At 60.5% G+C, this 19624-nt stretch carries 16 protein-coding genes; 8 read left to right on the top strand and 8 right to left on the bottom strand.

Features of this window, described 5'->3' with window-relative positions; all coding sequences use genetic code 11:
* The first annotated feature begins 4 nt into the window (after window positions 1-4).
* From kdpB to kdpE, 4 genes are all read left to right on the top strand, one after another.
* The gene (gene kdpB / locus V8N38_RS05880) at window positions 5-2074 is read left to right on the top strand and encodes a potassium-transporting ATPase subunit KdpB (protein WP_060440513.1); all 2070 of its coding nucleotides are present in this window, start codon (window positions 5-7) and stop codon (window positions 2072-2074) included.
* Window positions 2075-2092: 18 nt separating this feature from the next.
* Window positions 2093-2662: a potassium-transporting ATPase subunit KdpC gene (kdpC, locus tag V8N38_RS05875; RefSeq protein WP_147839426.1), complete on the top strand. Its 570-nt coding sequence runs from the start codon at window positions 2093-2095 to the stop codon at window positions 2660-2662.
* Window positions 2663-2735: 73 nt separating this feature from the next.
* A complete protein-coding gene (gene kdpD / locus V8N38_RS05870) occupies window positions 2736-5432 on the top strand; it encodes a two-component system sensor histidine kinase KdpD (RefSeq protein ID WP_060440514.1) in 2697 nt (898 codons plus the stop codon).
* A 16-nt stretch (window positions 5433-5448) separates the two neighbouring features.
* The gene (gene kdpE, locus V8N38_RS05865; RefSeq protein WP_038877506.1) at window positions 5449-6138 is read left to right on the top strand and encodes a two-component system response regulator KdpE; all 690 of its coding nucleotides are present in this window, start codon (window positions 5449-5451) and stop codon (window positions 6136-6138) included.
* Between the two features lie 27 nt (window positions 6139-6165).
* Here kdpE and V8N38_RS05860 read toward each other — a convergent pair whose 3' ends face one another.
* The 4 genes from V8N38_RS05860 to seqA all read right to left on the bottom strand — a co-directional run bounded on the left by V8N38_RS05860 (window position 6166) and on the right by seqA (window position 9558).
* Window positions 6166-6465, bottom strand: coding sequence for a DUF3861 domain-containing protein (locus V8N38_RS05860; RefSeq protein WP_038877504.1), 300 nt, complete (start codon window positions 6463-6465; stop codon window positions 6166-6168).
* Window positions 6465-7103: a PadR family transcriptional regulator gene (locus tag V8N38_RS05855; protein ID WP_060423604.1), complete on the bottom strand. Its 639-nt coding sequence runs from the start codon at window positions 7101-7103 to the stop codon at window positions 6465-6467. The genes V8N38_RS05860 and V8N38_RS05855 overlap by 1 nt, the downstream gene beginning before the upstream one ends.
* Window positions 7104-7294: 191 nt before the next feature.
* Entirely contained in the window at window positions 7295-8938 is a 1644-nt protein-coding gene (gene pgm, locus V8N38_RS05850) for a phosphoglucomutase (alpha-D-glucose-1,6-bisphosphate-dependent) (protein ID WP_055311938.1), read from the bottom strand.
* Window positions 8939-9015: 77 nt separating this feature from the next.
* A complete protein-coding gene (gene seqA / locus V8N38_RS05845; RefSeq protein WP_049201976.1) occupies window positions 9016-9558 on the bottom strand; it encodes a replication initiation negative regulator SeqA in 543 nt (180 codons plus the stop codon).
* Between the two features lie 224 nt (window positions 9559-9782).
* Here seqA and ybfF point away from each other — a divergent pair, with 224 nt between their 5' ends.
* The 4 genes from ybfF (at window position 9783) to fur (ending at window position 12680) form a co-directional block, all read left to right on the top strand.
* Window positions 9783-10556, top strand: coding sequence for an esterase (gene ybfF, locus V8N38_RS05840; RefSeq protein WP_080432951.1), 774 nt, complete (start codon window positions 9783-9785; stop codon window positions 10554-10556).
* Between the two features lie 256 nt (window positions 10557-10812).
* On the top strand, window positions 10813-11100 hold the full coding sequence (gene ybfE / locus V8N38_RS05835) for a LexA regulated protein (protein WP_004939936.1): 288 nt from the start codon (window positions 10813-10815) through the stop codon (window positions 11098-11100).
* A gap of 264 nt (window positions 11101-11364) precedes the next feature.
* Window positions 11365-11904 carry a flavodoxin FldA gene (gene fldA / locus V8N38_RS05830; protein WP_004939938.1) on the top strand — a complete coding sequence of 180 codons (540 nt, stop codon included), beginning with the start codon at window positions 11365-11367 and terminating at the stop codon, window positions 11902-11904.
* Between the two features lie 329 nt (window positions 11905-12233).
* A complete protein-coding gene (fur, locus tag V8N38_RS05825) occupies window positions 12234-12680 on the top strand; it encodes a ferric iron uptake transcriptional regulator (protein WP_019454058.1) in 447 nt (148 codons plus the stop codon).
* A gap of 245 nt (window positions 12681-12925) precedes the next feature.
* On the opposite strand, the gene V8N38_RS05820 is transcribed toward fur, so the two are convergent.
* The 4 genes from V8N38_RS05820 to glnS form a co-directional block, all read right to left on the bottom strand.
* Window positions 12926-15583 carry a beta-N-acetylhexosaminidase gene (locus tag V8N38_RS05820; RefSeq protein ID WP_060423601.1) on the bottom strand — a complete coding sequence of 886 codons (2658 nt, stop codon included), beginning with the start codon at window positions 15581-15583 and terminating at the stop codon, window positions 12926-12928.
* 13 nt (window positions 15584-15596) lie between these two features.
* Entirely contained in the window at window positions 15597-15923 is a 327-nt protein-coding gene (gene chiQ, locus V8N38_RS05815; RefSeq protein ID WP_004939944.1) for a ChiQ/YbfN family lipoprotein, read from the bottom strand.
* 46 nt (window positions 15924-15969) lie between these two features.
* Entirely contained in the window at window positions 15970-17373 is a 1404-nt protein-coding gene (gene chiP / locus V8N38_RS05810) for a chitoporin ChiP (protein ID WP_038877490.1), read from the bottom strand.
* A gap of 578 nt (window positions 17374-17951) precedes the next feature.
* Entirely contained in the window at window positions 17952-19616 is a 1665-nt protein-coding gene (glnS, locus tag V8N38_RS05805; protein ID WP_147839425.1) for a glutamine--tRNA ligase, read from the bottom strand.
* Window positions 19617-19624: the final 8 nt, after the last annotated feature.

Genomic DNA, 19624 nt, shown 5'->3' with positions numbered 1-19624 from the left:
AGAGATGACTCGCAAACAACGCGCGCTGTTTGAACCGGCCCTGGTGCGCACCGCGCTGATCGATGCGGTGAAAAAACTGGACCCTCGCGTTCAATGGCGCAACCCGGTGATGTTCGTGGTGTATATCGGCAGCATTCTGACCACCGCCATCTGGCTGGCGATCCTCACCGGCCAAACCGACGGCGCCGCCGCCTTTACCGGCAGCGTCTCCCTGTGGCTGTGGTTCACCGTGCTGTTCGCCAACTTCGCGGAAGCGCTGGCCGAAGGGCGTAGCAAGGCCCAGGCGGAAAGCCTGAAGGGCACCAAGAAAACCAGCTGGGCGAAAAAACTGGCCGGCCCGCGCCGCGACGGCGCCACGGAGAAAGTGGCCGCCGACAGCCTGCGCAAGGGCGATATCGTGCTGGTGGAAGCCGGCGACACCATCCCGTGCGACGGCGAAGTGCTGGAAGGCGGCGCCTCGGTAGATGAAAGCGCCATCACCGGTGAATCCGCGCCGGTGATCCGCGAGTCCGGCGGCGACTTCTCCTCGGTCACCGGCGGCACCCGCGTGCTGTCCGACTGGCTGGTGGTGCAGTGCAGCGTCAACCCGGGGGAAACCTTCCTCGATCGCATGATCGCCATGGTGGAAGGCGCCAAACGCCGCAAAACGCCGAACGAGATCGCACTGACTATCCTGCTGGTGGCGCTGACCATCGTGTTCGTCCTGGCCACCGCCACCCTGTTCCCGTTCTCGCAATACAGCGTGGAAGCGGCCGGCAGCGGCAGCGTGGTCACCATCACCGTGCTGGTCGCGCTGCTGGTCTGTCTGATCCCCACCACCATCGGTGGCCTGCTGTCCGCCATCGGCGTGGCCGGGATGAGCCGCATGCTCGGCGCCAACGTGATCGCCACCAGCGGCCGCGCGGTGGAAGCCGCCGGCGACGTGGACGTGCTGCTGCTGGATAAAACCGGCACCATCACGCTGGGCAACCGCCAGGCTTCGGAGTTCCTGCCGGCACCGGGCGTGAAAGAGCAAGAGCTGGCGGATGCCGCGCAACTGGCCTCACTGGCGGACGAAACGCCGGAAGGCCGCAGCATCGTGGTGTTGGCCAAACAGCGATTCAACCTGCGCGAACGCGATCTGCAGGCGCTGAACGCCACCTTCGTGCCCTTCTCCGCCCAGACCCGCATGAGCGGCGTCAACGTGCAGGAGCGCATGATCCGCAAAGGCGCAGTGGATGCCATTCGCCGTCACGTCGAATCCAATCAGGGGCACTTCCCGCGGGCGGTGGACGATCTGGTGGAAAGCGTGGCGCGCACCGGCGGTACACCGCTGGTGGTGGCGGAAGGCGCCCGGGTGCTGGGCGTGGTGGCGCTGAAGGATATCGTCAAGGGCGGCATCAAGGAACGCTTCAATGAGCTGCGCAAGATGGGCATCAAAACGGTGATGATCACCGGCGATAACCCGCTGACCGCGGCGGCGATCGCCGCCGAAGCCGGGGTGGACGACTTCCTGTCGGAAGCCACGCCGGAAGCCAAGCTGGCGCTGATCCGCCAGTACCAGGCGGAAGGCCGCCTGGTGGCGATGACCGGCGACGGCACCAACGACGCCCCGGCGCTGGCGCAGGCCGATGTGGCGGTGGCGATGAACTCCGGCACCCAGGCCGCCAAAGAGGCGGGCAACATGGTCGATCTGGATTCCAACCCGACCAAGCTGATCGAAGTGGTGCACATCGGCAAACAGATGCTGATGACGCGCGGCTCGCTGACCACCTTCAGCATCGCCAACGACGTGGCCAAATACTTCGCCATCATTCCGGCGGCCTTCGCGGCCACCTATCCACAGCTGAACGCACTGAACGTGATGCATCTGCATTCCCCGGCCTCCGCCATCATGTCGGCGGTGATCTTCAACGCCCTGGTGATCGTGTTCCTGATCCCGCTGGCGCTGAAAGGGGTGAGCTACAAACCGATGAGCGCCGCGGCCCTGCTGCGCCGCAACCTGTGGCTGTACGGGGTCGGCGGCCTGCTGGTGCCGTTCGTCGGCATCAAACTGATCGACCTGATCCTGGTCGCGCTGCACGTCGCCGGTTAACCATTGAGGGAAATGAACATGACTTATTTACGACCTGCGCTGGTGATGCTGATCCTGCTGACGCTGATCACCGGCATCGCCTATCCGCTGCTGACCACCGGGCTGGCGCAGCTGCTGTTTCCGGGTGCGGCCAACGGTTCGCTGCTGTACCGGGGCGACAAGGCGGTCGGCTCCGCGCTGATCGGCCAGAACTTCACGCGCCCCGACTATTTCTGGGGCCGCCCATCGGCCACCGGCGATTCGGCCTATAATCCACTGGCCTCTGCCGGCAGCAACCTGGCGGCCACCAACCCGACGTTGGATAAGGCTATCGCCGAGCGCGCAGCGCAGCTGCGCCAGGCCAACCCTGCGATGAGCGGCCCGATCCCGGTCGATCTGCTGACCGCCTCCGGCAGCGGGTTGGATCCGCAGATCTCGATCGCCGCCGCACAGTATCAGCTGGCACGAGTCGCGGCGGCGCGGCATCTGCCGCCGGAACAGATCGCCAAACTGATCGAAGACAACACCGATCGGGCCACGCCCAACTTCATGGGGGAATCGGTGGTGAACGTACTGAAGCTGAACCTCGCGCTGGATGCGTTGAAGTAACGCGCCGTATTCAGCATAGTGATAGGGTTCGGCATGCCGAACCCCTTTTTGCTTGGTAACACAAGGAATTGTCATGGTCGAAGAAGAGCAGCAGCGCCCCGATCCCGATAGCCTGCTGGCGATGGCCAATGAAAAACCGCGCGGCCGATTGAAAGTATTCTTCGGCGCCTGCGCCGGCGTCGGCAAAACCTACGCCATGCTGCAGGAGGCCCAGCGTTTGCGCGCTCAGGGGCTGGACGTGCTGGTCGGCGTGGTGGAAACCCACGGCCGCAGCGAGACCGCCGCCCTGCTCGACGGCCTGACGCTGCTGCCGCAAAAACGCATCCAGCATCGCGGCCGGCTGGTGCATGAATTCGATCTCGACGCCGCGCTGGCGCGCCACCCGGCGCTGGTGCTGATGGATGAACTGGCGCACAGCAACGCTCACGGTTCGCGCCACCCCAAACGCTGGCAGGATGTGGAAGAGCTGCTGGATGCCGGCATCGACGTGCTGACAACCGTCAACGTACAGCATCTGGAAAGCCTGAACGACGTAGTGGGCGGCGTGACCGGCGTGCGGGTGCGTGAAACGGTGCCCGACCACGTGTTTGACGAGGCCAGCGAAGTGGTGCTGGTCGATCTGCCACCGGACGATCTGCGCCGGCGGCTGCACGAAGGCAAAGTGTATATTCCCGGCCAGGCCGAGCGCGCCATCGAGCACTTCTTCCGCAAAGGCAACCTGATCGCCCTGCGCGAGCTGGCGCTGCGCCGCACCGCCGATCGGGTCGATGACCAGATGCGCGAGTTTCGCGACACCCAGGGGCGCGAGAAAGTGTGGCACACCCGCGACAGCATTCTGCTGTGCGTCGGCCACAACAGCGGCAACGAAAAGCTGGTGCGCATCGCCGCCCGGCTGGCGGCGCGGCTCGGCTGCCACTGGCATGCGGTCTATGTGGAAACCCCCAAGCTGCACCGGCTGCCGGAAAACCAGCGCCGCGCCATTCTGCGCGCGCTGCGGCTGGCGCAGGAACTGGGGGCAGAAACCGCCACGCTGGCCGATCCGTCCGAAGAGCGCGCGGTGCTGCGCTATGCCCGCGAGCATAACCTCGGCAAAATCATCATCGGCCGCCGCAGCGAGCAGCGCTGGAAGCTGCGCGGCAGCTTCGCCGATCGCCTCGGCCGGCTGGGCCCGGATCTCGATCTGGTGATCGTGGCGCTGGAGAGCGACACCGCACAACCGCCGCCGGGCAAGGAGCACGACGGCCGCAGCTTCAATGATAAATGGCGCATGCAGCTGCGCGGTTGCGTGGTCGCGGTGGCGCTGTGTGCGCTGATTACCCTGCTCTCGCAGTGGCTGCTGCCGGGCTTCGATCAGGCCAACCTGGTGATGGTCTATCTGCTCGGCGTGGCGATCGTCGCGCTGTTCTTCGGCCGCTGGCCGTCGGTGCTGGCGGCGGTGATCAACGTCGCCAGTTTCGATCTGTTCTTCGTCCAGCCCGAATGGTCGTTCGCCGTCAGCGACATGCAGTATCTGCTGACCTTCGGCGTGATGCTCGCCGTCGGCATCATCATCGGCAACCTGACCGCCGGGGTGCGTTATCAGGCCCGGGTGGCGCGCTACCGCGAGCAGCGGGCGCGCCACCTGTACGAAATGTCGCGCGGGCTGAGCCGCGCGCTGACCGTGGCCGACATCGCCAACACCAGCCGCCACTTCCTCTCCAGCAGTTTCCAGGCGAAAACCGTGCTGCTGCTGCCGCAGGAAGACGGCCGCCTGCAACAGATGGTCGGCGAGGAAGGTGGGCTGCTGTCGGTAGACGAGGCCATCGCACGCTGGAGCTTCGACAAAGGCCTGCCGGCCGGCGCCGGCACCGACACCCTGCCCGGCGTGCCTTACCAGCTGCTGCCGCTCAATACCCCCAAGCAGACCTTCGGCCTGCTGGCGATCGAACCCAACAACCTGCGCCAGCTGATGGTGCCGGAACAGCAGCGGCTGCTGCAGACCTTCGCGGTGCTGATCGCCAGCGCGCTGGAGCGGCTGCACCTGGCGCGCAGCGCCGAAGAAGCCAAGCTGGACGCCGAGCGCGAACAGCTGCGCAACTCGTTGCTGGCGGCGCTGTCGCACGATCTGCGCACGCCGCTGACCGTGCTGTTCGGCCAGGCGGAAATTCTCACGCTGGATCTGGCGGCCGAAGGCTCCAATCACGCCACCCAGGCCAGCCAGATCCGCCAGCAGGTGCTGAGCACCACCCGGCTGGTGAACAACCTGCTGGATATGGCGCGCATCCAGTCCGGCGGTTTCAGCCTGCGCAAAGAGTGGCAGTCGCTGGAAGAAATCGTCGGCGCCTCGCTGCACATGCTGGAGCCGCTGCTCAGCCAGCATCCTATCGTGGTCGAACTGCCGCCGGAACAGATCCTGGTCAACTGCGACGGCAGCCTGCTGGAGCGGGTGTTCACCAACCTGTTGGAAAACGCCAATAAATACGCCGGCGCCGAGGCCACCATCGGCATTCGCGCCCGCACGCTGCCCGAGTGGCTGGAAGTCGAGGTCTGGGATAACGGCCCCGGCATCCCCGCCGATCAGCGGCAGCTGATTTTCGACAAGTTTTCACGCGGCAATAAAGAGTCGGCAATCCCCGGCGTCGGCTTGGGGTTAGCGATTTGCCGTGCCATTATTGAAGTGCATGATGGCCGCATCTGGGCGGAAAACGGCGCCAACGGCGGCGCCAGCTTCCGCTTCGTGCTGCCGCTGGAAAAACCGCCCGAGATCGACGGCGACGCCTTCGATCTGTAATCAACGCAGGGGAAACGTGAGCATAACGCCAACCAACATTCTGATTGTTGAAGATGAAAAAGAGATCCGCCGCTTCGTGCGCACCGCACTGGAGAGCGAAGGCCTGCGGGTATTTGAAAGTGAAACGCTGCAGCGTGGGTTGATTGAAGCCGGCACGCGCAAACCGGATCTGATCATTCTTGATTTGGGCTTGCCGGACGGCGACGGGCTGAGCTACATCCGCGATCTGCGGCAGTGGAGCGCCATTCCGGTGATCGTGCTGTCGGCGCGCAACGCCGAAGAGGACAAAATCGCCGCGCTGGACGCCGGCGCCGACGACTACCTCAGCAAACCGTTCGGCATCGGCGAGCTGCTGGCGCGGGTACGGGTCGCACTGCGTCGCCACTCCGCCAGCCAACAGGAAAGCCCGCTGATAAGCTTTTCGGAAATCACCGTCGATCTGGTGAATCGCCGGGTACTGCGCAACGACGAAGATCTGCATCTGACGCCGATCGAGTTTCGCCTGTTGGCGGAGCTGCTGGCCAACGCCGGCAAAGTGATCACCCAACGCCAACTGTTGAGCCACGTCTGGGGGCCGAACTACGTGGAGCACAGCCACTATCTGCGCATCTACATGGGCCACCTGCGGCAGAAGCTCGAAGCCGATCCGGCCCGGCCCAAACACCTGCTGACCGAAACCGGCGTCGGCTATCGCTTCATGCCTTAACCCCGGAGGGCGCGGTTTGCCGCGCCTTTACGCCGCCGGCCCCTTCTTCAATCCGACCATAAATTCTTTAAACGCATCGCGCAGCGGAGCGAACACCGGGTGTTTGCGGTTTTCGATCATCACTTCGGAGAACAGCTTCAAGCCTACGGCGAAGGCCGCGCTCTGCTCGGGGCCGAAGTTCAGATCGTCACGCGCCCGGATGCGTTCGACGATATCGAGAATATCGTCGTGGTTGGTCACTTCAAAACTCAGCGGCGCTTTCTCGACGGGATTGCCCTGGCGATCGCTCAGGGCTTCAACGGTAATAGTAAAACGGTGGCCGGGCATCAGTTCTTCTCCTGCTGCGTGGGTTGAATATGCATTTCGCTTTCGATCGCCGCCACGGCGGTCAGCAACGCGGCGTTGATGCGCTCCACCTGCTGCGGCGTGAGATCGGCGCGCATCACGTTGCCGCGCAGCAGGCTGCGCAGGCGGTTCATGGCGTCGTAGATGCCTTCCGCCAGATTGCCGTGCCGATGATGCTCGCGGCCGGCGCCCGCCAGACGCGCCAGAATGACGTCAACCACCTGTTGATGCTTTTGCAGCTCGCCCTCGCCCGCGGCGGTGATGCGGTAGCTTTTGCGGCCGTTGCCGGTGGTGAGCGGCTCAAGGAAATCCTGCTCTTCCAGCAGCGTCAGCGTGGGGTAAATCACCCCCGGGCTCGGCACGTACAGGCCGGATGACGCCTCCTCAATCGCCTTGATCAGCTCATAGCCGTGGCTGGGCTTGCGCGCCACCAGCGCCAGCAGTACCAGACGCAGATCGCCGTGCTCGAACAGACGGTGACGCCCGCCCCGGCCGCCGCGCCCACCCCGGCCGTGCTCTTCGCCTTCGCCGCCGAAGTGATGGCGCCCACCGCGATGACGGCGGCCCTCTTCGCATTCATGATGGTGGTGATGCCGGTGTAAACCTAATCGATGAAACATAGGGTGATACCTCGCTTTAACAGTGAACATCAATACAAGGTTGTTTAGATATATCTAAACAGCGTCGATAACGCTAATCTAGATCGATATATCTAAATGCGCAAGCGTGCGCCGATAAAAAGATATATCTAAATTGCAGGCATAAAAAAAGCGCTGTAAAAACAGCGCTTTTTATCAATCAAGAAAAGCGATTACTTGGCGGAAGCCAGCACTTCGCTAACGATCTCGACCGCTTCGTGCTCGATTTTCTCGCGGTGTTCCGCCCCAAGGAAGCTCTCGCAGTAGATCTTGTATGCGTCTTCGGTACCGGAAGGACGGGCCGCGAACCAGCCGTTGTCGGTCATCACTTTCAGGCCGCCAATCGACGCGCCGTTGCCCGGTGCCGCAGTCAGACGGGCGGTGATCGGGTCGCCCGCCAGGGTATTGGCCTTGACCATCTCCGGCGACAGCTTGGACAGCGCCGCTTTTTGCGCCGCAGTCGCTGGCGCCTGGATGCGGTTGTAGCTTGGTGCACCAAAGCGTTTGGCCAGATCGTCATAGTGATGCTGCGGGTTTTCACCGGTTACCGCGGTGATTTCAGCCGCCAGCAGGCACATGATGATACCGTCTTTGTCCGTCGACCACGGTTTGCCGTTGAAGCGCAGGAACGAGGCCCCGGCGCTCTCTTCGCCGCCGAAGCCCAGGCTACCGTCGAACAGGCCGTCCACGAACCACTTGAAGCCGACCGGCACTTCCACCAGCTTGCGGCCCAGGTCGGCCACCACGCGGTCGATCATCGCGCTGGACACCAGCGTTTTACCGACTGCGACATCAGCGCCCCACTGCGGGCGATGCTGGAACAGGTAGTTGATGGCTACCGCCAGATAATGGTTCGGGTTCATCAGGCCCTTCGGCGTGACGATGCCGTGGCGGTCGTAATCCGGATCGTTGGCGAACGCCAGATCGAATTTGTCGCGCAGCGCCAGCAGGCCGGCCATCGCCGACTCGGACGAACAGTCCATGCGGATGATGCCGTCGTGGTCCAGGTGCATAAAGCGGAAGGTCTGATCGATGGAATCGTTCACCAGCGTCAGATCCAGCTTGTAGTGCTCCGCCACGCGCTGCCAATAGGCGATGCCGGAACCGCCAAGCGGATCCACGCCCAGTTTCAGGCCGGCGCGTTGGATGGCCGGCATGTCGACCACCTCAACCAGGCCTTCGACATAAGGCTGCACCAGGTCTTTGGCGTGCAGGTGGCCGCTGTTCCAGGCCTTGTCCAGCGACTGGCGCTGAACGCCTTTCAACTGTTGCGCCAGCAGTTCGTTGGCGCGCTTTTCGATCACCGACGTCAGGTTGGTGTCGGCCGGGCCGCCGTTCGGCGGGTTGTACTTGATGCCGCCGTCTTCCGGTGGGTTATGGGACGGCGTAATGACGATGCCGTCAGCCTGCGCGCCGCCACGGCGGTTGTGGCACAGAATGGCGTGCGATACCGCCGGCGTTGGCGTGAAGCCGTTGTTTTCCTGCACGATCACATCGACGCCGTTGGCGGTCAGCACTTCCAGCACGGAAATGAAGGCTGGCTCGGACAGCGCATGGGTGTCTTTGCCCACGTAGCACGGGCCGGTGGTGCCCTGCTGATGACGAACTTCGGCGATCGCCTGAGCGATGGCGAGGATGTGCGCTTCGTTGAAGCTGTGGCGCTGCGCGCTGCCGCGGTGGCCGGAGGTGCCAAACTTCACTGCATGTGCGGGATTGCCGGCTTCCGGTTGCAGCACATAGTACTGCGACGTCAGCTGGGCTACGTTGATCAGATCGCTTTGGCGGGCGGGCTGCCCGGCACGTGGATTATTCGCCATCGACATATCTCCCTCATCCCTGTCGGTGACCGGGCAAATACGTCGCGCACGGCCATCATGACGGGCTGTTCGCTAAATTAGACGGTACCGCAAACTTTCTCGATCAGTTCCGCCGGGAACTGCATGGCCTGCATGATGTGTTCAATCATGCTGCGTTTGCGGCCGGTATTGGTATTGGTGATCACCCAGTAAGGGGTGCCCGGTACATGCTTCGGCTTGGTATGCGTGCCGTTGGCCAGCAAGGTCTGCTGATCGCCGGCGAAATAGGTGCGGGTACGGCCGGTCAACGCCTCGGTGGCGGCGGCGAAACCGGCGGCATCGAGGGTATACAGGGTGGACAGCACCAGCATGAAACGGTTGACCGCTTTGTTCTGCTCGGCATATTCATCCGACAACAGCAGCTCGCGCATGGCGCGCACGCGATCGCGCGGACGCTGCGCCGGCGCCGTTTTTTCCAGCTCGACGGACTGCGGCGCACTGGCGGCAGGCAACGCGCGCACCGGTTGCCCGGCGGTGAATTTCAACATGCGGCGTAAAATATCGGACGCGCTTTCACCGATGTGTTGCGTGTGGCTGGCAATATAACGGTAAAGCTCTTCGTCGACTTCAATAGTTTTCATCTTTATCCAATACTGTTTTTTCTACTTAGAACCTGAAGCCAGATCCTGCATTCAAGCCATGGGATTATAAGGTTAAAAGCGCTGGGGCGAACACAACAATGTGCCTCCGGACGGAAAATGCAGACTAATACCTATAGCCGGCACTGCCAAGCCCGCGCCGCGAAAATTCCGCATGATTCATCGTGCGATTCAATCATGATACCCTAATCTGAATCTCTCTCAGTATGAACTTCGCCATGAAATTACATTATCAACTGCTGGCCGCCGAGTCAGACGCGCTGCCGGTGCTGCTGATCCACGGGCTGTTCGGCAATCTGGACAACCTGGGCGTGCTGGCGCGCGATCTGCATAAACAGCACACGGTGATCAAGGTCGATCTGCGCAACCACGGCCTCTCCCCGCGCGCCGACGACATGAACTACCCCGCCATGGCGCAGGATCTGCTGGCGCTGCTCGACGAACTGCAGCTGGAAAAAGCGATCGTCATCGGCCATTCGATGGGCGGCAAAGCGGCGATGGCGCTGACCGCCATCGCGCCCGAGCGCGTCGCCAGGCTGATCGTCATCGACGTCGCGCCGGTGAATTACCAGACCCGCCGCCACGACGAGATCTTCGCCGCGCTGAAGGCCGTCAGCGCCGCCGGCATCACCCAGCGCCAGGCGGCTGCCCAGCTGATGCGCGACTACCTGCAGGAAGAAGGCGTGATCCAGTTCCTGCTGAAGTCCTTCCACAACGGCGAATGGCGCTTCAACCTGCCGGTGCTGATCGAACGCTACGAAGACATCACCGGCTGGCAGGAAGTCCCGGCCTGGCCGCATCCGACCCTGTTCATTCGCGGCGGCCTGTCGCCGTACGTGCAGGACAGCTACCGTGCGGACATCGCCCGCCAGTTCCCGCAGGCCCGCGCGCACGTCGTCGCCGGCACCGGCCATTGGGTGCACGCCGAAAAACCGGAAGCGGTGCTGCGCGCCATTCACCGTTTCCTCGACGAAGCCTGAAAAACGCACTCACCTGGCGAAAAAACGCGCTAAAGATAACGGCTTAGCGCGTTTAGCCCGCAGTTAGGCATTGTCGTCGCTCCATCTGCTGGGGTAATATGGCGCGCTATAATTTTGCCACCGCGCCAGCGCGTTCGCGAACGCCGGTTCGGGGGTGAATTTGGGTTAGGGTTTATTGGCCCGAAGTGTGTTAACCGATGCCTCCGGAAGCGTGCGAGCGCTTTTTGATGCAAACTCCCTTGCAGTACCGCTACCTATGGCAAAAGAACAAACGGATCGCACGACGCTGGATCTGTTCGCAGATGAACGCCGTCCGGGGCGCCCGAAAACCAACCCGCTTTCCCGCGATGAACAGCTTAGAATCAATAAGCGCAATCAGTTACGGCGCGATAAAGTGCGTGGATTGCGGCGCGTAGAGCTGAAAATCAACGCGGATGCGGTGGACGCCCTGAACAAACTGGCGGAACAGCGCAACATCAGCCGCAGCGAACTCATCGAGCAGATGCTGTTGGCACAACTGGCGGAAGAACAGCCGGAACATTGATCTCTTCGGCCGCACGCGCGGCGCGGCGTTAAGGACAACGCCGGATCGACCACGCTTTTCTTCATTCTCCGGCATCGCATAAATGCGATAAAACCCCGGCGCCACTTTCTGGCATGATACGCATTTACCGGTAAGAGACTGCGCCTGTCGGCGCCCGCCCCGGAGGCGAAAGGCTCTTGCCATGGCATCATTTTAATCGGCGTCAGCGGCGGCAGTGCCGGCGTCGAGTAATGCAATTACTTGAATTTAAAGGTTATACGCGATATGGCTACTGTAGGCATTTTCTTTGGCAGCGACACTGGCAATACCGAAAACATTGCCAAAATGATCCAGAAAATTCTCCAGAAACAGTTTGGCGACGACGTCTCTGAAGTGCATGACATCGCTAAAAGCAGCAAAGAAGACCTGGAAGGGTTCGATATCCTGCTGCTGGGTATCCCGACCTGGTACTACGGTGAAGCGCAGTGTGACTGGGATGATTTCTTCCCGACGCTGGAAGAAGTCGACTTCAACGGCAAACTGGTGGCGCTGTTCGGCTGCGGCGACCAGGAAGACTACGCGGAATACTTCTGTGACGCGATGGGCACCATCCGCGACATCATCGAACCGCGTGGCGCGGCCATCGTGGGCCACTGGCCGACCAAAGGCTACCACTTCGAGGCCTCCAAAGGCCTGGCGGACGACAACCACTTCATCGGTCTGGCGATCGACGAAGACCGTCAGCCTGAGCTGACCAACGAGCGCGTGGACGCCTGGGTCAAACAAATCGTCGAAGAGCTGAGCCTGGCCGATATCGTCGGCTAAGCCCCGGCACTGGCGAAAGGTTGAACAAAGGCCCTGTAAAGTGCATAGTGTGCCCACAGGGCCGTCATCGGCAGCAGGGATTGCTGCGATAGAAGCTACAGATTTGTAACTTCCCACCCCGTCACGGTAGACTGAGATATCGGTTTATCCCATCCATCAAGGCGTTGCATGCAAAACATGCAATAGTGCAATTATATCTTTGTTAACAACCGGCGGTTTCCATTTAGTACAACCGGTTCTATAATGAGACGCATTAACTCTTTGTGCCGACCGATGCCACAGGCGAGTACGCCTCAACTTGATTAGCATAGTAACAGGACTGAATTCGCATGACCGACAACAACATCGCATTGAAGAAGGCCGGCTTAAAAGTCACGCTTCCGCGACTCAAAATCCTGGAAGTACTGCAAAATCCGGAATGCCATCACGTCAGTGCGGAAGATTTGTACAAAAAACTGATTGATATGGGCGAAGAGATCGGGCTGGCAACGGTTTATCGCGTACTGAACCAGTTTGACGATGCGGGCATTGTGACACGTCACAATTTCGAAGGCGGCAAGTCCGTGTTCGAGCTGACCCAACAGCATCACCACGATCACCTGATTTGCCTGGACTGCGGCAAAGTGATCGAATTCAGCGACGAATCCATCGAAGTGCGCCAGCGTGACATCGCCAAGCAGCACGGCATCAAGCTCACCAACCACAGCCTGTACCTGTACGGCCACTGTGAAACCGGTGACTGTCGCGAAGACGAAACGCTGCACGACAAGAAATAAGCCTGACCGGCTATGAAAAACCGCCTCACGCAGAGGCGGTTTTTTTATGCCTGCCGTGCAAAGGGCAAAAAAATCCCCGGACAAGCCGGGGGAAAATCATGTCATGAAATATCACAATTGCAGCGGCACTGCTACTCCACGTACTACTCTCACTACAACGTCCGCCCTACGCCGACACGCGCGGGCGAACGCATTCCCCCTTCGTTATACGGCCGCCGCCAGGGCAGCAGGCCGTTGCACCGGGCTTAGACCTTCTCGGCGCGGCTGTAGCGCTTGCCGTCCGGGCTAACCGAACGCACCTGCACCTCACCGGACACCGCAGGCTTGGCCTTGGCGTCATAGCGCTGCCACTGCTTGCCGCCGTCGGTGGAGTACTCGATGCCCAATCCCGGCAGCGCGATATTCGCCTCCAGCTTGCCGCCCGCTACGCGTGCGCCCGGCACCGGCAGACGGTAAGCGACGCCACCTTTGTCCAGCTTGGCCAGTTCACGCTGCCCCAGGATATTGGCGAAGCGCAGCCAGTCTTTCTCCAGCGTCTTGGTATCGACAAAGTGGGTTTCCCCGCCTTTGTATTCGCGGCCGGCGCGGTAGTCCTGCTCCCAACCGGCGCGGTGCCAGGCGCGTTCAGCCACCGACAGCGCGCGTGGGAAAATCATGTATTCCATCTGCGGATCGGTGCGCTGGGTTTCGCTCCACAGCTGAGCGGACAGCCCGTAGGCGCCCGGCCACGGCTTGTCGCTCTTGGCGTTGAAGTGGTTGCCGTCGCGGTCGACCGAAGTTTCCGCGTTCTGCGGCATGTTATCCGGCGCGAAGCTGAACACCTTGCGCTCGTCGCTGAAGCGGGTACCCCAGTAGTAACCGCGCTCGTCCGGGTTCACCTCGTAAGGGAAGTCCATGTAGACGTAGTCCGGGTTGGAAACCACCACTTCATACCCTTTGTTGGCCCAGTCGTTGACGCTATCGAAACCGCCCCAGTACAGGGTATCCCAGAAGTTGACGCCCACGCGCGAGGTGGCGAACGCCTTCGCGTTCTCGGCGTCTTTCAAGCCATCCTGCCAAGCCTGCATTCTGTCGATGCCGTGCGCCTTCACCAGCTTGCTGACCTCTTGGCCGAAGTAGCTCGGCAGATGCTCCATGTCGGCCACCTTGCCTTCTTTGATCATCGTCTGGCACACCTGCGACTTGGCCCACGGCTTGTCTTCGTTGCTCTGATCGATGATGCCTTTGCCCGGCTCCGGTTTCGCCTTGTCGGTGTAGCCGGCGCCCAGGCGAATGTTTTTCGCTTCGTCGCCGCCGAAGTGCCAGGTCTTGATCGGCTGGCCGGCCTCTTTATGCATCTGGGCGATCTCGCCGATCACCTTGTCGACAAAACGCTGGGAAGAATCCAGGCACGGGTTCAGGTAGCTCTGGCGGTTAAAGAACTGCACGGAGGTGGTGTTGGAGGTATCGGTCGGATCCACCAGGCGGAATTCGTTGGCCTCTTGCTCTTTCCCGGCGGCATGCAGCTTTTTATAGCGCGCTTCCATCGAGACCACCGCGGCGCGGGCGTGTGCCGGCATGTCGATCTCCGGGATCACTTCAATCTGGCGTGCCTGGGCGTATTTGATGATGTCGATATAGTCCTGACGGCTGAAGAAGCCGCCGTAGACGTCCGGCCCCTGGCCGTACTGCGGCAGCAGACAGGTGGTTTCGCTCAGATCGTGGCAGCGCTGGCCGCCGACCTCCGTCAGCTCAGGCAAACCGGGGATCTCGATGCGCCAGCCTTCGTCATCGCTCAGGTGGAAGTGGAATTTGTTGAGCTTGTAGGCCGCCATTTGATCCAACAGGCGCAGCACCGCGTCCTTCTTATGGAAGTTGCGCGCTACGTCGAGGAAAATGCCGCGATACTGGAAGCGCGGCGCATCGCTGGCGTCCAGCGTGGCGATCTTGCCGCTGCCGTCGCTCGGCACTAACGACAGGATCGACTGCAGCCCGTAGAACACCCCGGCCTGATCGAAGCCGATCACCCGCGCCTCTTTCTTGCCGATTTTCAGCTCATAGGCGCCCGGCACCGCCATCGCGCCTTTAAACTTGCCCGGCTGGATGTCGGTCTTGATCGGATAGCCGTTGGCCTGAACCGGCACGCCCAGCAGCGCGAAGCGCTGGTTGACGACGTCCGCCGCCGGCTTGACCAGCGTGCTTAGATCCGGCGATACCCCTTTGCGCAAATCGACGTCCTGCGCGTGAACCTTCACCTGCATCGGCGTCGGCACGATCTGGCCGCGCAGCGCGCCGGCAGGCAGCGTCTGCAGATCGGCATTGCTGACAAAGCGCGAAGCCGGCGTCATCAGAATGTTTTTGTCGTCCTTGGTGCGCTTCCACTGGTCGCCGGTGAACGGCGCCACAAACTGGTCCAGGTTTTCGGTGTCGGTATTCGCCAGCATTTTCGGCTTGGCGTCGCCGGACGTGGCATACCAGCGCGGCAGGAAGTCGTTTCTGAACAGCTGCCAATATTCGGCGACCACCGGGATTTCCACCGCCTTACCGGCCGGGAAGCCGCTGAATTTGGCGGTCGGCTCCAGCTTGTACAGATCGCCGGTGAGGTGAGCAATCTTGAACTGGTCGTTGTCTACCCGCAGGGTCTGGCGCGGGCTGTGGAAATAGATGACCCAGTCTTTACCGTCGATCGCCTGGCCGTCGTTGCTGAGGGTGAACAACACCCGGTTGCATGAGGCCCAGTCGGCGCCCAGCGCCGCGCAATCCACGCCGTTTTCGCCGGCGCGGTTATCCAGCATTTTTACGTTCAGCTTCAGCTGGCTCAGCTGATCCACCAGCTGTTGATCGGCCATGGCGTTTCCCATGCCGCCCAGAAATCCCATCGTTGCCGTCAACGCGGCTAATGCGCTCAGTTTGAATGCGTTCATGTTCTTGTCCTTCTTAATTATTGTTATCGCGAATTTCTTGCCACAGCTTGCCGCACTTGGCGTCGTAAGCCTGACCGTTACCGCTGTGCACCGCCATAATGCAGTTCTGATAATCCATCACCCGCACCGTTTCCTGCGCGGCGAACTGCTGGTGCTGCTTCTCTTGTTTCAGCACGTTCAGCACCGCCTTACAGGGTTGCAGACGCTCCGGCGAACCTTCGGCGGTGTTGATGCAGGCGCTGTAAGCCTGCTTCAATTTGGCATCTTCCGGCGGTGCGGCGGGTTGCGCACAGGCGCTCAAGGCCGCGGCGGCCGCCAACATCAGCATGATTTTTTTCATCGTTGAATTCCCTTAACTGCCCCCGGCGGCGAGGCCGGGGAACGCATCAGAAGATGGTGAATGGCGCGATGACCATGAACTTGACGTCTTTCTCGTCCTGGAAGATGTTGCCGTAACCGCCGCCCCAGCTCGGGATGTTGGTGTGGTTGTCATACTGGGTGTAGTGCAGCTTGATCAGGGTGCCCTTGGCGCGCCCTTCCTGGATGGTGTACATCGCGTCCAGGCTCCAGGCGCTTTCCTTCAGGCGCTGGCTCTGATCGTAGATCGGGTTGGTGCTCGGCTTGGCGTCCCAGGCGTAAACGTAGGAGCCGCCGACCGCCATGCCCGGCAGGTTCCAGTTGCTGAGGTCATACATCACGCCGGCGTACACCGCTTTCTCACCGTTGGCGTTAAAGTCGGAGCGGTTATCCCACCACACGTCCAGACGACCGTTGGACGAGGCGTAGGTCGGGGTCATGCGCTGCAGGAAGAAGCCCTGGTTGCCTTCCGCCTTGACCATGGTGCCTTCCAGACGCCAGTTGAACTGCCCGGTGGTGTAACCGAAGGTCAGCGCCTGCAGCCAGGCCAGGCCGTCGTAGATGCTGTTCGGATCGTTCTTGTCGCTGATGCGGTCTTCCGCACCGTAGAACTGGTAACTGGTGGTCAGCGGGTTGCCGAGCACATCGAATTTGTAAGACGCCTTGGTGAAGTATTGATTCACATAACCCTGCGCCTGGCCGAAGGCGGCTTCCAGCACCAGATCGTTTTTGAAATCGTACTTGGCGCCCAGCGAGTGCAGGTAGGAGACGCGCGTTTTCTTATCGTTCTGGCGGAAGTCGTCCATCTCGATATGCCACGGCGCCTTGTATTTATCGGTCCACATGTAGGAGAAGCTCAACGCACCGGCGTCGCCGTAGTCGAACTTGGCGCCGGCTTCGGCCCCCTGATAGGTGCCCGGCATAAAGCTCCAGTGCGGCGCCAGCAGGGTTTGGCCGCTCGGCTGAATATAGCCGGCGCGCGCCCAGACCGGGCCGTATTTGAATTTGGCGGCGGCTTTGTACAGGCTGACGCCGCCTTTGTCACCGGAATAGTCTTCGTCGTAGGTACGGTTTTTCGAGGAGAACGCGATCTCGTTCGGGTGGCCGCTGGCGCTGGATTCCGCCAGCTCGATGGCGGTAAAGGCACCGACGTCCAGACCGAACATGTCCCAGGCGTAGCCCGAAGCGAAATCCAGGCTCAGGTTGGCGGTGGAGTGCGACAGGTTGGTGGTGTATTGGTTGTAATCCTTGCTGTCCGGATTAAGATCTTTACGGTCGCGCTCACGTTGCCAGTAATAAATGCCGCCGGTCAGCGTGGAATCATCGATAAACCCTGCGGCTTTCGCCTCAGGCGCCATGGCAAACCCTGTTCCCAACAGCGCGCCCGCGACTGCGAGCGCCAGCGTTTTACGCTGAGCACCGTGCGTACCCATATTGAAATTCCTCTTTGACTTAACTTAAAAGTTGCAGCCGCCTGTGTTCACCACTGCCCTGCACGACTGCCAATAAAAAACCCGAACGGGTAAAAAATATTGCCGACGAGATGTTATTCCCACAGCACTAATTGCTACAGACAGACTATTTTTCGCGACGCGAATTATCAAATGAAAAATGAGGGAGATTTGTCAAAGTATGACAAGGAGCACATATCAGTGAGAATTTGTTACGCTGGTGATCATAGAGGGTGTCGAATAAAAAATTCAATTAAATCAAAATAAATTGAGATACAAGGTCAACCAGAGACGATTAATGGTTTCAGCCTGGCTAAATTCGTCAGTCAGACGATAAAAATTGAGAGCGCTCTCCAAATGAAATTAATTCGCATCACGAATATATAAGAAAAAATGAAGACTAATAGGACCAATATAAGAGAACTAATGGGTTAATGCGTCGCCATTAATTAAACGCACCCCGGATAAAATGAGAGAGGAATAGATCGCGAGCTGAGCGCAGGCATAAAAAAGCGCGGCTTAAAGCCGCGCTGATTCATTAATTTTCGAGGCGAATAAGATTAGCCTTCGATTTTCGCCCAGGTGTCACGCAGGCCGACGGTGCGGTTAAACACCAGATGCTCGGCCGACGAGTGACGGTTGTCGGCGCAGAAGTAACCTTCACGCTCGAACTGATAGGCTTTCTCCGGCTGTGCAGCTGCCAGGCTCGGCTCGACGAAGCCGTGCTTGATGACCAGCGATTCCGGGTTGATGGTGGAGAGGAAATCCTCCGCCGCGCCCGGATTAGGCACGCTGAACAGGCGATCGTACAGGCGAATTTCCGCCGGCAGCGCGTGCGCCGCTGACACCCAGTGGATCACGCCCTTCACCTTGCGGCCGTCGGCAGGATCTTTGCTCAGCGTTTCCGCATCGTAGCTGCAGAAGAGGGTGGTGATCTCGCCCGCTTCGTCCTTCTCGACGCGCTCGGCCTTGATCACGTACGCATTGCGCAGACGCACTTCCTTGCCCAGCACCAGACGCTTGTACTGCTTGTTGGCTTCTTCGCGGAAGTCGGCGCGATCGATATAGATCTCGCGGCTGAACGGCACATCTCGGCTGCCCATTTCCGGTTTGTTCGGGTGGTTAGGCATGGTGACCATTTCCACCGCATCGCCCATGTTCTCGATGACGATTTTCACCGGATCCAGCACCGCCATGGCGCGCGGGGCGTTCTCGTTCAGATCGTCGCGGATGCAGGATTCCAGCGCCACCATCTCGACGTTGTTGTCTTGCTTGGTCACGCCGATGCGCAGGCAGAACTCACGAATCGAGGCGGCGGTATAACCGCGACGGCGCAGACCGGAGACGGTCGGCATACGCGGATCGTCCCAGCCTTCGACGATCTTCTCGGCCACCAGCTGGTGCAGCTTGCGCTTCGACATGATGGCGTATTCGAGGTTGAGACGCGAAAACTCGTACTGACGCGGGTGGCAAGGAATGGTGATGTTATCCAGCACCCAGTCATACAGACGGCGGTTATCCTGGAATTCCAGGGTGCACAGCGAATGGGTGATCCCTTCCAGCGCATCGGAAATGCAGTGGGTGAAATCGTACATCGGATAGATGCACCATTTATTGCCGGTCTGGTGGTGTTCGGCGAACTTGATGCGGTACAGCACCGGATCGCGCATCACGATAAACGGCGAAGCCATATCGATCTTGGCGCGCAGGCAGGCGGCGCCTTCGGCGAACTCGCCGTTGCGCATCTTCTCGAACAGCGCCAGGTTCTCTTCCACGCTGCGGCCGCGGTACGGGCTGTCTTTGCCCGGCGCGGTCAGGGTGCCGCGATATTCACGGATCTGCTCCGGCGACAGCTCATCGACGTAGGCCAGGCCCTTGGTGATCAGCTCAACCGCATACTGGTGCAGCTGATCGAAATAGTCTGAGGAGTAACGAACGTTGCCGCTCCACTCAAAGCCCAGCCACTCCACGTCGTGCTTGATTGACTCCACGAACTCGATGTCTTCTTTCACCGGGTTGGTGTCATCGAAACGCAGGTTGCACTGGCCCTGATAGTCCTTGGCGATGCCGAAGTTCAGGCAGATGGACTTGGCGTGGCCGATATGCAGATAGCCGTTAGGCTCCGGCGGGAAGCGGGTATGTACCGACGTGTGTTTCCCCGACGCCAGATCTTCATCGACGATCTGACGGATAAAATTGGTTGGGCGGGCTTCAGCCTCACTCATTTCACTGT

This window comes from Serratia nevei (assembly GCF_037948395.1).
Classification (GTDB): Bacteria; Pseudomonadota; Gammaproteobacteria; order Enterobacterales; family Enterobacteriaceae; genus Serratia; species Serratia nevei.
Note: the sequence above shows the minus strand (reverse complement) of the source record. Positions and strands in the feature narration are given on the sequence as shown.